Here is a 13342-nt window from a genome sequence, read left to right on the forward strand (position 1 = left end):
TTTAAATGAATATTTCACCAAACTCTGTAGTAGCGTTAACTTACGAATTGCATACTACTAACGAAGAAGGACAACAAGTTTTTGTTGAAAAAGCTGATGAGCAAAATCCTTTAGTATTTTTATATGGCGTAGGCATGATGTTGCCTAAATTTGAAGAGCATTTAACCGGTTTAAAAACCGGTGATGAATATAGCTTTGAATTATCAGCTGCAGATGGTTACGGAGAAATTGATCCGGGTGCTTTTGCAGATTTGCCTAAAGCAATGTTTACCGAAGCTGGTGGCGAATTGCCAAGTGTTGGTGATGTAATTCCTTTACAGGATAACAATGGTAACCAATTTAGAGCCGGTGTAACTGCTGTACATGATGAAACCATCTCTGTAGATTTAAACCACCCAATGGCTGGTAAAAATTTATTATTTAGCGGAGCAATTTTAAATGTTCGTGAAGCAACTCAGGATGAACTGGCACATGGCCACGCACACGGTGCAGATGGACATTCAGGTCATTAAGACATAAATGAGATTAACAAAAAAGGCTTCAAATCATTTTGAAGCCTTTCTTATTTGATATAATTTTAAGTGATTCTTATAATTGTTTAGATGCAATTAGTGCAATTGGTGGATTATCCATTGCATTGCCTTTATTTAATTTTAAAACGCCTTTAACACTTATGGGTTGGTAAGTAAATTTTACGGGCTCAGTCATTTCGACTAAAACCATAATCGGAACACCGTTTTTACCACAAAAAAAGCATTGATTAATCGGTAGGGTAGAAAGCATAAACTTCGTTTGTTTCATTCCATCTTTAATAGGCACAATGTAGCCGGTAAGATCAAACTGTTTATTCTCGTATTTTTTAATGTTTGCATTGTAAATGGCATACATTTCAGTGGGTTTGATGGTTTTAAATTCTACGCCACCAATCACATCCCAGTTTGCTGATTCCATTTGATCGCTCGGATCGTGTTGCGCTTTGGCAGTAAAACCTAAAAGGACTAAAAATATAAAAGCAATTCTTATCATAATTGTATTTAACGGGTCGTTTTCCAGATACAAATATAAAAAAGCAGAGACTTTTGACGCGTAATTTATTTGCTACCCTTAATATTTTATAAAAAGCAGGGTTAAAAATCAATTTTTAGCCTCAAACCACCGTTGGTTAAGTTTAAATTATCTTTAGAGAAATTTTTCATCGGTAGCCTTAAAAAAGGTTCGACCGCAATATTTTTCTTAGCCGATATTTTTTGTTTATACCCTAATGAAAAATTATAGAAACCTAAATATTTTTCAGGAGCGGTTACAGATTCAGATTGGGGTTCGGAAACCCGTTCGGAAACCACCAGCATTTTTTGCTCCGAAAAGCCCATTGCATTCACAACCGTGGTGTTTTGCGCCTGGGTAACTACATAATTGTTTTGCTGTTTATTATTTAATATCGCTAAAGCAGAAATACCAACGCCAGTATAAAATTTATCACTGATTTTGTATTTCAATTCCAATGGAATGTTTATTCCACGAACACTGGCATCAATCGATTGTAAACTTCTGCTGCTATTATCTGTACTTGCAAATAGATTTGAGGCAGGCGCATCCGCTACACCCATATTCCTTTTATTTTGTACAGGATCACTGGTCGAACTTAAAGCCGCATAAGAAATTCCCGAACTAAGAGATAATTTATCTGCCAAACTGTAAGAGAGTGAAAAACCATAGTTCATATTTACCTTATTGTCATTTCCCATTGCCGGTGCAATATAAACGCCGGGCTGCCATTTGTTTTCTTCTTTACTCAGTTTCGTTTTTCCTTTTTGCTGTGCAAGGAAAGTATCTTTTGCTAATAATTCTTCGAAACTATTTTTTACAGGTGTTTTTTTCTTTTCTGTTATAATTTCAAAGTTACGTTGTTTTTGTGCGTTTAATATTGAAACACTAACTAAACGGTTTTCTAGTTGATTTGGATTTAAAACGGCTAATTCATGGTTGCTTTCCGGTACAGCCGTATTTTCTATCAGCGGAGTAACCTGAGCTGACTGACTATTTGTTTCTGTATTTTTTGGCTGATTTGATAAAGTGTTTTTTAAAGCAATATTATTTTCGGAAGGATTATTTTCCGTATCCATTGTAGCAACTGTAGCCTGACCGGAAACAGGGGCAGCAGGTTTTACTTTTTCTATTACTGGTTTTGATACCACAACAGGATTTATTTTTTCTGTTTTGTATAAAGATAAAAACAGGCCGCCAAAAACTAAAATTAGGGCAGCAGCAGACCATAGAGGCCAATAAATGAAACCTCTTTTCTTGCCCTTTTCCTGGACAGAAAATCGCTCCCAAGCCCCAGGAGAATAAGATTCTTCATGGTTATTGAGTTGCGTTTTGATATGATCAATTAACTCTTTATCCATTTTTTTTTATATGAATTAACCAAAGTGTTTTGGTAAAGGGTACGTAATTTGTTTTTTGCTCTGGTAAGGTAAACCCGACTAGAGTTTTCAGGAATGGTTAATAATTTTGAAATTTCGTCGTGGGCAAAACCCTCAATTTCATATAAATTAAAAACCAGGCGCTGTGTATCCGGTAAATGATTTAATAAGTTTAAAATATCGTTAACATGGAGATCTGAAGCGATAGAAACCTGCGTTACGGGATGCTCATCTTCTCCAAGGTCATCCACATAAAATTGAACTTTATTGCTCCTTAATTTATCAATCGCTGTTCGCGATGCAATCTGAGCAATCCAGCCTTTAAAGGTTTTTTGTAATTCCTCAGGTCGTTTAGGTGCTTTGAAGTTATTTACATTTTTAAAAATCTTTATAAAGCTATCATTTACAAGTTCTTCGCTATCCGAAATGTTTTTGGTGTACCTTAAAATAATACCCATTAAGTAGCCATAAAATGATTTATACATCATTTCTTTACAGCTGTTATCGTTTTTTATACAGCCTTTTAATATTTCCTCAAAACTGAGTATTTTTTTGATCACCCCCGGCGATTGTTTATTAAAAAGGTTTGATTTTAATTAAGAGCAGTCAATTTGACCCGTTGTAATGCAAAATTAAGGAAAATAACACCATCCGCAATTCTGGATGCAATTGGGATGATGTTAAATTCCAGGTAGAATTAGTTATTAGACATTACTTTAAGACCAAATTTGGTGCTGTCTGTTTTACTTTTTAATCCTTTAGCCCAAATGGTGTAAATTTTTCCTTTTTCAATTTTAACTGCCTCAAGCGTTGTTTTTGCACCAGGATTAGCACTTTCTTTTACTTCGAAAGTATAGTTATCAGAAGGGGCTACAGCAACAAAACTGGTAAATTCTTTATAAGCTTTAGTTGCAAATAATGCTGGCTGACCTTGAATTGCCAAGTCTAATGCAGGGGCGTCAGGACTTAAATTTACAAAGCGGATCTTAGCTTTATCTGTTTCGGGTGCCGTTAAATCATCTTCTAATACCAATATGCTGTTCTTTTTTAAGGTATCAATTACAAAAATGGAGTAAAATTTACCCGATTTGAAAGTTGCTGTAGTTGTTGTAAGGTATTTTAAAGAGTCTTTTTTAGTTACTCCAATTAATCTTGAGCCCGGATAAGCAGCAAAATAACCCATATCATTTGTATAGGTAAAGATTTTATTATTTACCCTGCTGTTATCTACTATAAAATCTAAAGCACCTGCACCAGGCGAGGCATGTACGAAACCTATTCCTGCAGCTTCAATCGGATCGCTATTATTCCAGTCTTTTTTACAAGAAGAAAAAAATAAAGTAACAGCAAATAGAGAGAAGATAATTTTTGATGTAATACCAAAGTAGTTGTTAAGATTAGTTTTCATGTAGTTAAATCAATTTTATAAATAAATTGGTTAATGGCCATTAACACTTTCTCTTAAAACGAGGCCAGTTATGAAAACGCTACAATGGGTTTGAATTTTTTTATGATTACATAAAAAAAGCGTTTTGATGACAGATCAAAACGCTTTTAAAATATTCAGGTTTAAATTACGAATACATCGTTTCACGTAATTTTGCAACCTCTTCACTGTTGATGTACTCATCATAAGTCATTAACTTATCAATTGTACCTTTTGGTGTAATTTCGATAATTCTGTTCGCTACAGTTTCCGTTAACTGGTGATCTCGTGAAGTAAACAAAATTGTTCCTTTAAAATCTTTCATTCCGTTGTTTAACGCTTCGATAGATTCAAGGTCAAGGTGATTGGTTGGCTCATCAAACATTAACAAATTAGCTTGTTGTAACATCATTCTCGAAAACATGCAACGCATTTTCTCACCACCAGAAAGTACTTTTACATTTTTTAGCACTTCTTCACCCGAAAATAACATACGGCCTAAAAAGCTACGTACAAATTGTTCGTCTGCATCAGTGCCCGAGTATTCACGTAACCAGTCTACAAGATTTTCATCTTTACCTGCAAAATATTCCGAATTATCGTTAGGGATATCAGCCGTACTAATGGTTACACCCCATTTAAATTCACCTCTATGCTCTGTATCGCGACCGGCTAAAACATCGTAAAATGCTGCGGTTGCTAAACTGTTCTGAGAAAGGATGGCAATTTTATCACCTTTATTAACCATAAAAGTAATGTTGTCAAATAAAACGCCATCATTACCAGTTTTACCTAATTTTTCTACCTGTAAAATCTGATCCCCGGCTTCTCTGCCCGTATTGTTAAATATAATGGCAGGGTATTTTCTGCTGGATGCTTTAATTTCAGAGATGTCGATTTTATCAAGGGCTTTTTTACGGGAGGTAGCCTGTTTTGATTTTGATGCATTTGCACTAAATCTGCGGATAAATTCCTGTAACTCCTTTACCTTATCCTCCATTTTTTTATTCTGGTCGCTACGTTGTTTCAAAGCCAGTTGACTGGATTCGTACCAGAAAGTATAGTTACCCGAGTAAATGCTCATTTTAGCAAAATCGATATCTACAATGTGCGTACAAACCGCGTCTAAAAAGTGCCTGTCGTGAGATACAACCAATACAATGTTTTGATAATCAGCCAGGAAATTCTCTAACCAGGCAATGGTTTCGATGTCCAAATCGTTGGTTGGCTCATCCAGTAGTAAAATATCCGGATTTCCAAATAATGCCTGAGCCAATAATACCCTTACTTTTTGAGTATTATCCAGTTCTTTAAGTAATTTATAGTGGTTTTCTTCTGTTATACCCAAATTGCTTAACATGGTAGCTGCATTACTTTCCATGTTCCATCCATCCATTTCAGCGAAAATATTTTCCAGTTCACCCGCACGCTCACCATCTTTTTCAGAGAAATCTTCCTTCATATAGATGGCATCTTTCTCTTTCATGATAGAATAAAGCTCCTTATGGCCCATCATTACGGTTTCAAGTACAGTAAACTCATCAAATTCATAATGATTTTGCTTTAAAACCGCCATTCTTTCTCCCGGCGTAAAGGCTACGCTACCCGAAGTTTGATTTACCTCGCCAGATAAAATTTTAAGGAAAGTAGATTTACCTGCGCCGTTAGCCCCAATCACGCCGTAGCAGTTGCCTTGCGTAAATTTTAAGTTAACATCCTCAAATAATGTGCGTTTGCCGTATCGTAATGATAAATTAGAAACTGAAATCATGCTGTATAGAAATAAGGCGCAAAGGTAAGCAAAAAGGTTGAGGGTAAAAAGGATGAAAGCAAAAGGCCGGAAACTCAATTTAAAATATCCGTTTCTTTTCCTTTAAGAAATCGCGAGATGATTTCACAAACTTTGTTTCTAAACCCGATCGTAGTGGATGTCCCGGTTTTACCATCGGGACAGAAGCGGGAGCGGGGTTCCTTGGAGCTAAAAGCTACTGTTCATTCGTTTCCTGATCGTTTATCAAATTTATGCTTGAAAATGTAAATATTGCTGTTTGTAAAGCAAAGCCTGGATTTCTTTTCAAAGCCCGTCCCGCTTTCCGCTATATCCCCGAAGAAAAATCGGGGGATGCCGCTTCAATCTGGTTTAGGTAAATTGGGTAGTGCAAAAGCTTAAAATGATCATTGTTAAGAAGCAGGACTTAATTTTCAAGCTCATTTTTTATTATTTTTGAAATATGTACAATCATTTCCTTCTCGATGCGATTAAAACGACCCTTTCTAAAATTAAAGTTGAAAAATTGGCACTTGTTGCATCGAATGATAACTTTTCGGTAAAGGAATTAATTGATCTGACTTTTTATGAAGACGAACAAATTGGTTTTAGGGCAGCCTGGGTTTTAGAAAATGTGTTTTCTGAAAATCCGCTAAGATTTTTGCCCTATGCCGAATATTTTTTTCAAAAATTTTCACTGCAAAATAATTTATCTGCCCGCAGACATTACAGCAAGATTTTAGCACTTATGACTAAAAAAAATGCGGCTCCTGAAATCAAAGAAATTATAGCCAGTTATGCTACAGATCATTTAGTTGAAACGGTTTTTAGCTGGCTGATAGATGAAACAGTTCCGGTAGCGATAAAATCACACTGCTTAAACATTTTAGCCAATTTAAATGTTAAACATAATTGGATAAAAGAAGAACTTTTGCAAACCATGAATTATTTGGTTGATAAAGAAAGTATTGCATTCTACGCAAAAGTGAAACAGATCAGGAAACAGTTGGCAGTTAACAGTTTTTAATTTTCAATTAGTTGTTCAAGGCTTTCAGTTAACTAAACGTCAAATATTGCCTTAAACCTTCTGCCTTCCACCTTTAACCTTATATTTACCAAATGAGTACCACATACGAAATCATTTCAAAAGTAATTAAAGAACGCCGCAGTATTTTTCCGGCAAGCTATATAAAAAAAGAAATCCCCGTTGAGGTTATTAAACAGATTTTAGAGACTGCAAATTATGCCCCGACACATAAATTAACTCAGCCCTGGCGTTTTGTTGTTATCCGGAAAGAAGGCAGGGCAAAACTAGGCGCAGAACTCGGAAAATTATATAAAAAGCTGGTTTCTGAACAACAATTTCTACAGAAAAAGTACGATAGTTTTGCAGAGAAAACCAGTCAGGCTGATTGTATTATTGCCATTAACATGCAGGTAAGTGGTAAAATACCAGAGTGGGAAGAACTGGCAGCAGTGTCTTGCGCAGTACAAAATATGGCTTTAACCGCCGAAAGTTTAAAAGTTGGTGCATATTGGAGTTCTCCACCTTTAATTGACGATTTAGGTGATTTTTTAAGCCTTAAAGAGAATGAAAAATGTATTGGTCTGTTTTATATGGGCTATCATAACGAAACCCCCTGGGCGCCTAACCGTACTTCTATTGAAGAAAAAGTACGCTGGATAGAGGAGTAGATTAACCGGTTCATTATCAATGCTATGCTTAATCCGCTGGACCAGTATTTTGAAGAAAAAGAACAACCTTTAAAAGGATGTTTAGAATATCTTAGAGTACTGTTAAAAGCGTACGACGGGATAACAGAACATTGGAAATACGGACTTCCTTTTTACTATTACAAAGGAAAGATGTTTTGTTATCTGTGGATTCATAAAAAGTTTAATCAACCTTATATTGGCCTGGTTGATGGTAAAAAAATCGGACATGAGGATTTGCTGCAGGAGAAAAGGGCCAGAATGAAAATATTATTAATTAACCATCAGGAAGATATACCCAAACAAAAAATAGAATCTATTTTAAAGCAGGCCTTTGCCTTGCGTAAATAGTTTTTAATTTCTTCTATTATATAAATATACATGTCTACAATTAAATCTCTGTTATATCAGCTTTGTTTAACCTTTATCGAAAAAAGGATAGAAAATATAGAATATTCCTTATTACAGGCTAGGCAGGCATCAAATGATGATACCAAAAGCAGCGCTGGTGATAAATATGAAACCACTCGTGAGATGATGCAACAAGAGATGGACAGGAACAGTAAACTTTTATACGAAGCCGGTCAGCAAAAGATTGCCTTACAACAAATTGAAAATGTGGATGTTGCAAAAGAAGTTAAAAATGGAAGTTTGGTTTTTACTTCTGAGGGTAATTTTTACATCAGCATTAGCGCAGGTGAAATAAAGACAGAAGGGCAAACTTTTTATGCCGTATCCCAGGCATCGCCTATTGGTAAATTTTTAATTGGCAAAAAAGTAAAAGAAAGCTTTAATTTTAATGGCAAAACCTATGAAGTGCAACAGATTTTGTAAATAATTTTTAATGTGTTTAAGATTCTACAAAAATTGTAATTGTAACATCATTAGAATTTTTTCTTACTTCCAACCCGGTAAATGCTAAATCAGCAATATCATGGCAACAAATACCAAATTTTCCGTTGGTTTTATTTCTGTTAATTAATCCTTCCCGCTTATCCATTGGCGTTGTTTTTACCGTTGCAGTGTTTTCTTCTTCTTCATAAATTTTATGGTATGCCTTGCTAATTTCTGCAATTAATTCTCTTTTAGTAAATCCAATCCCTTCAGCAGTAATTTCAATAAGTGCAGGTTTATCCAGCGGATAATCAATTAAAAGATTTACTTTTTTATAGGGTAAAATTACTTTGTCAATATCTACAATGTTATTTATTGCTTTGCCAGGATTATCGATAGGAACAATAGAAACTAATTCCTCTGTGCCAGTTTCAGGATTTTTAAATTTCTGGTTAAAATCTATATTCATTAAAACGGCTCCGGCTGCATCTGGTTCAACTGTAGTTTTAATGGCTTGGTTATTTACCTCGTCTTCGGCTTCATTTGTTGCATCTTTTTTAGTGGGGGTACAAGAAATGATAAATAAAGTAATCACCGTTAAAATGCCCGTTTTAAATAGTTTCATCAATGCTGGTAAATTCTATTTTGTTTTGTTAAAGCTCTTATTGATGCTGAAATACAGGTTTTTAGCTGTATATCTTCCCGGATCAATTATACGCCTGATGGTGTACAGAGGATAATTCTCATCCCGTTGAGTAGATAAGATAAAAGCCGCTTTAAAGCCATGTTCCTTTAATTTATGCAGGGTAGATGATTTGAAAACACCATAAGGAAATGCAAAATATTCTACTTTTTTGCCCGTAATTTCTTCTAATTTTTTGGTTGGGTCATCAATTTGAGTTTTCCAGTCTTCCTCCGTAAACTGAGCAAAGTTTTTATGGTCGTAAGTATGGCTGGCAATGGTATTTCCCTCATCAGATAATTGCTTAATCTGCTCTTTAGTCATATAATTAATCCTGCCTTTTCTGCCAATCGATACCGTCATGATAAAATAAACGCCCTTAAAACCATATTTCTTTAAAGTTGACGCACCCACAGTAAACTGATCTTCATCAGTGTCATCAAAAGTAATCATAATTGGTTTTTCAGGTAATTTGCTGCCATAAACCAAATAATCATAAAGCTGATCAGGCAAAATGCTATGATAACCACTATCAGCCAACATTTTCATATGTTCCCTAAATTTATCAGGGGCAATAATATCATCGTGTGCTCTTTTGCTGTCACTGGCAATATTATTTCTAATCTGATGGTAACAAAGAACCGGCACCTCTCTGCGGGCCAAAATGGTTTTATTATCAGCAGGTTTCTGATTCGTAGAATCCTTTGTTTCTTGTTTTTCTATTGCCGCTTCACTACTGCTAACTTTTTCTTTTGAAGAGTTAGCACTGCAGGAAAGTATAAACAGGGGGATGATAAAGCAGAAATGCTTATATCTTTTCATATAAATTCAGTTTAAATCAGCACTTAAAAGCTAAGTTTAATGTTATTGCTTAGTGTTTTTGGCGACCAGTATCCACTTGCAATAATTCTGCGAATGGAATATAAAGGATCATTCTGATCACGTTTATCCGCAAGAGAAAAAGCCATTCTGAAACCGCGTTTTTTCAACTCAGGAAAACCCTGAGCATTCCACAAACCAAAAGGGTAAGCAAATTCAGTCATTTTTTTGCCTGTAATTTCTTCTAATTTTTTAGTCGGTTTATCCAATTGCTCTTCCCAATCCTTACCCGCATATTTTTTGAAATTCTTATGATCGTAAGTATGGCTGCCAATTACATTACCCTCATCAGAAAGTTGTTTAATTTGCTCTTTAGTCATGTAATCTACAAATTTGCCTTTTCTGCCGATAGAAACCGTCATGATAAAATAGACTGCTTTATAGCCATATTTTTTTAGCGTAGGGCGTACAAACGTAAACTGATCCATATCGGTATCATCAAAAGTTAGCATAATAGGCTTGCTTGGAAGTGCCGCTCCGGTGTTTAAATAAGCATAAAGCTGATCAGGTAAAATGGTGTGGTAGCCACTATCAGCAAGCATTTTAATCTGATCTCTGAAATTTTGTTCTTCAACAATATAGTCTTTTCCAACTTTACCATCCGTAGGTTTCCAGTTTCTTACCTGGTGATAACATAAAATAGGCACCTGTTTTCTGGCTAAAATGGTTTTAGCATCAGCTGGTTTTATCTTTGAAACATCTATAGTACTTGCTGGGGTCTCCGCTGTTTTTTCTGTTAAGGCAGTTGAATCCTTACCGTTTTTAGATTCTGTTTGTGATTTTGACTGACAGCCGGCAAATAATATTAATCCTGCTGAGATTATGGTTAAAAAATTGAATTTCATATTTAAGTATTATGCTACAAAACTAAAAAAAGCATTAATTAATCAGATATCAAATAAGATTGTGTTGATAACTATTTATAAACATTTTTTAGTGTAAACTAACGCATTTATTACAATGTGAGCCTTATTTAATCATCTTTATTTGAATATTTTAGCCGATTAAACCACACATTGATGAATAAACTTTATAAACTCCTTTTTTGTGCGCAATTTTTGTCGTTTGCGGTTGCTGCACAAAACAAAACATTTACCATCACAGAAAGCGCACAACCCCAACCAAAGGCAAATTACCAGCTTGCTTCCCGTTTTTCTCCTCAAAAGCTTAAAAAAATGGTGTATTCTACTTCTGTAGATCCGCATTGGTTAAAATTGAGTAACCGTTTTTGGTATAATTTCGAAAGTCCAAAAGGAAAGTTTTGGTATTTGGTTGATGCCAATGCAAAAAGTAAAAAACTGCTTTTTGATAATGCCAAAATAGCGGCAGATATTACTTTAATTGTTCGCGATCCATTTGATGCGGAACATTTACCTTTAGAGAATTTGAAATTTGCAGCAGATGAAAAAAGCATTTCGTTTGAAGTAAAAAGTACTATTGAAGAACTAAAACAGGATAGAAAGGATAAAAAAGCTGCTGATTCTATGCAGAAAAAAGTTTTTTCTTTTAAATATGATCTGGCCTCGGCAAAACTAACCGAGATTCCAAATTTTAGTAAACCAAAACCCAAACCATCGTGGGGTTCAGTAGCTCCTGATTCTTCGGCAATAATTTTCTCCCGTAATTACAATTTGTACTGGATGGATAAAGAAAATTATAAAAAGGCCGTGAAAAATGAAGAAGACAGCACCATTGTTGAGCATCAGCTTACTAAAGATGGCGTAAAATTTTATTCTTACGGCAGCGATGGAGATGGAGAAAATAACGTTGAGAACGAAAAGAATAATAAAAAAAGAAGAGGCGCTTATGTATTGTGGTCGCCAAACGCTAAATATTTTGTTTTAGACAGAACAGACTCCCGAAAAGTAAAAGACCTTTGGGTAATTAACAGTGTAACGCCAGGTCGCCCAACTTTAGAAACTTATAAATATCAGATGCCAGGCGAAGCTGAAGCACCACAGGATGAAGTTTTATTGTTTGATTTTTCAGCAAAAACCTATAAAAAATTACCGGTTTCATCTTTTAAAGACCAGAGCGTTTCTGTTTGGAGCAAACCAGCTTTAAATAAAGACCGGGATAATGAATTTCGCCCTTCAATTTGGTTAGGCAACGACAGTAAGTTTTATTTTTCGCGTACCAGCCGTGATTTAAAACGTATTGATATTTGTACTGTTGACATTAATACCAGTGTAGTTAAGCCTTTAATTGACGAACGTTTTAATACCTACGTGGAAGTAAACCGTCCTGCTTTGATAAATGATGGTAAAGAATTAATTCATTGGAGTGAAAGAGACGGATGGGCACACTTTTACCTTTTTGATGGCAATGGAAAACTGAAAAACCAGATTACAAAGGGTTCTTTTCACTGCGAAAGCATTGTAAATGTTGATGAGAAAAACCGTGTGCTTTATTTTACTGCAAATGGAAGAGAAGGAAGCGAAGATCCTTACTACCTGCATTTATACAGCATCAATTTTGACGGTTCTGGTCTGAAATTGCTTAACCCCGGCGATTTTGATCATGCGGTTAGCATGAATGACAACAATACTTTTTTTGTAGATAACTATTCGAGGGTAAATACAACACCGAAATCTTTTTTATGTGATAAAACGGGTAAAAAGGTGATGGAACTGGAAAGTGCCGATTTATCTTTATTAATGGCTGCGGGTTACAAATTTCCTGAACCATTTAAAGTAAAGGCAGATGATGGAATTACCGATTTATATGGAGTAATGTATAAACCTTTTGACTTTGACCCTAACAAAAAATATCCGATTATCGAGTACGTGTACCCGGGACCGCAAACAGAGGCCGTAAATAAATCATTCAGCAAAAGTATGGATCGTACCGAACGCTTAGCGCAATTTGGTTATATCGTAATTACGGTTGGTAATCGTGGTGGTAATCCTTCACGCTCAAAATGGTACCATACTTATGGTTATGGAAACCTGCGTGATTACGGTTTAGCAGATAAAAAGGCTGCAATTGAGCAATTGGCTGCAAAATATTCTTTTATAGATGACCAAAAAGTTGGAATTACCGGTCATTCAGGAGGAGGATTTATGTCTACAGCTGCGATGCTGGTTTACCCTGACTTCTTTAAAGCGGCGGTTTCAAATGCTGGAAATCATGATAACAGTATTTATAACCGTTGGTGGAGTGAAAAACATCATGGTGTAAAAGAAATTATCTCAACTAAGGGGGATACAACGTTTAAATATAGCATAGACAAAAACCCTGATCTGGCTAAAAACCTAAAAGGACATTTATTGTTGATGCATGGTGATGTAGATAATAATGTGCATCCTGCGAATTCCATTCGGGTTGCAAACGCCTTGATGAAAGCCGGTAAACGCTTTGATTTTCTAATTATTCCAGGCCAGCGACATGGTTTTGGGGATATGACCGAATTTGCATTCTGGAAACTGGCAGATCACTTTAATAAATACCTTATTGGTGATTTTACTGGTTCTGAACAGGTTGATATCGTTGAAATGGATCGGGATATAGAGCAGAACGGAAAGAATTAGTTTTTATCTTATTTAAAAACAAGAAAGCCCGGATCATCCAGATTCCGGGCTTTTTGATGTAATCACCTACAAACAATTAGTTAGTTA

General features: G+C 35.4%; 14 protein-coding genes. 6 read left to right on the forward strand and 8 right to left on the reverse strand.

Features of this window, described 5'->3' with window-relative positions; all coding sequences use genetic code 11:
- The first annotated feature begins 5 nt into the window (after positions 1 to 5).
- Positions 6 to 512, forward strand: coding sequence for an FKBP-type peptidyl-prolyl cis-trans isomerase (locus tag O0955_RS13470; RefSeq protein ID WP_269428071.1), 507 nt, complete (start codon positions 6 to 8; stop codon positions 510 to 512).
- A gap of 76 nt (positions 513 to 588) precedes the next feature.
- Here the strand turns inward: O0955_RS13470 and O0955_RS13475 are convergent, their stop codons facing one another.
- The 5 genes from O0955_RS13475 to O0955_RS13495 all read right to left on the reverse strand — a co-directional run bounded on the left by O0955_RS13475 (position 589) and on the right by O0955_RS13495 (position 5620).
- The gene (locus O0955_RS13475) at positions 589 to 1026 is read right to left on the reverse strand and encodes a hypothetical protein (RefSeq protein WP_269428072.1); all 438 of its coding nucleotides are present in this window, start codon (positions 1024 to 1026) and stop codon (positions 589 to 591) included.
- 101 nt (positions 1027 to 1127) lie between these two features.
- Complete coding sequence (locus O0955_RS13480; protein WP_269428073.1) at positions 1128 to 2405, reverse strand: hypothetical protein; 1278 nt, start codon at positions 2403 to 2405, stop codon at positions 1128 to 1130.
- Positions 2390 to 2983, reverse strand: a complete 594-nt coding sequence (locus O0955_RS13485; protein WP_269428074.1) for an RNA polymerase sigma factor — start codon at positions 2981 to 2983, stop codon at positions 2390 to 2392. The genes O0955_RS13480 and O0955_RS13485 overlap by 16 nt, the downstream gene beginning before the upstream one ends.
- Positions 2984 to 3120: 137 nt before the next feature.
- Positions 3121 to 3831 carry a DUF4397 domain-containing protein gene (locus O0955_RS13490; protein WP_269428075.1) on the reverse strand — a complete coding sequence of 237 codons (711 nt, stop codon included), beginning with the start codon at positions 3829 to 3831 and terminating at the stop codon, positions 3121 to 3123.
- Positions 3832 to 3997: 166 nt separating this feature from the next.
- Positions 3998 to 5620, reverse strand: coding sequence for an ABC-F family ATP-binding cassette domain-containing protein (locus O0955_RS13495; RefSeq protein ID WP_269428076.1), 1623 nt, complete (start codon positions 5618 to 5620; stop codon positions 3998 to 4000).
- 460 nt (positions 5621 to 6080) lie between these two features.
- Between O0955_RS13495 and O0955_RS13500 the strand changes: the two genes are divergently transcribed.
- From O0955_RS13500 to O0955_RS13515, 4 genes are all read left to right on the forward strand, one after another.
- Entirely contained in the window at positions 6081 to 6644 is a 564-nt protein-coding gene (locus tag O0955_RS13500; protein ID WP_269428077.1) for a hypothetical protein, read from the forward strand.
- Positions 6645 to 6736: 92 nt separating this feature from the next.
- Complete coding sequence (locus tag O0955_RS13505; RefSeq protein ID WP_269428078.1) at positions 6737 to 7312, forward strand: nitroreductase family protein; 576 nt, start codon at positions 6737 to 6739, stop codon at positions 7310 to 7312.
- Between the two features lie 24 nt (positions 7313 to 7336).
- Entirely contained in the window at positions 7337 to 7681 is a 345-nt protein-coding gene (locus tag O0955_RS13510; protein WP_269428079.1) for a DUF1801 domain-containing protein, read from the forward strand.
- Positions 7682 to 7711: 30 nt separating this feature from the next.
- A complete protein-coding gene (locus tag O0955_RS13515) occupies positions 7712 to 8164 on the forward strand; it encodes a 3-oxoacyl-ACP synthase (protein WP_269428080.1) in 453 nt (150 codons plus the stop codon).
- Between the two features lie 16 nt (positions 8165 to 8180).
- On the opposite strand, the gene O0955_RS13520 is transcribed toward O0955_RS13515, so the two are convergent.
- The 3 genes from O0955_RS13520 to O0955_RS13530 are packed head-to-tail and all read right to left on the reverse strand — an operon-like array spanning position 8181 to position 10570.
- Positions 8181 to 8789, reverse strand: a complete 609-nt coding sequence (locus O0955_RS13520; RefSeq protein ID WP_269428081.1) for a hypothetical protein — start codon at positions 8787 to 8789, stop codon at positions 8181 to 8183.
- A gap of 15 nt (positions 8790 to 8804) precedes the next feature.
- Positions 8805 to 9668 carry a polysaccharide deacetylase family protein gene (locus O0955_RS13525; protein WP_269428082.1) on the reverse strand — a complete coding sequence of 288 codons (864 nt, stop codon included), beginning with the start codon at positions 9666 to 9668 and terminating at the stop codon, positions 8805 to 8807.
- Between the two features lie 23 nt (positions 9669 to 9691).
- Complete coding sequence (locus O0955_RS13530) at positions 9692 to 10570, reverse strand: polysaccharide deacetylase family protein (RefSeq protein WP_269428083.1); 879 nt, start codon at positions 10568 to 10570, stop codon at positions 9692 to 9694.
- Between the two features lie 174 nt (positions 10571 to 10744).
- Between O0955_RS13530 and O0955_RS13535 the strand changes: the two genes are divergently transcribed.
- Positions 10745 to 13255 carry a S9 family peptidase gene (locus tag O0955_RS13535; RefSeq protein WP_269428084.1) on the forward strand — a complete coding sequence of 837 codons (2511 nt, stop codon included), beginning with the start codon at positions 10745 to 10747 and terminating at the stop codon, positions 13253 to 13255.
- Positions 13256 to 13342: the final 87 nt, after the last annotated feature.

Origin of the sequence: Pedobacter punctiformis, assembly GCF_027213715.1 — a bacterium.
In the GTDB taxonomy this organism is placed as follows: Bacteria; Bacteroidota; Bacteroidia; order Sphingobacteriales; family Sphingobacteriaceae; genus Pedobacter; species Pedobacter punctiformis.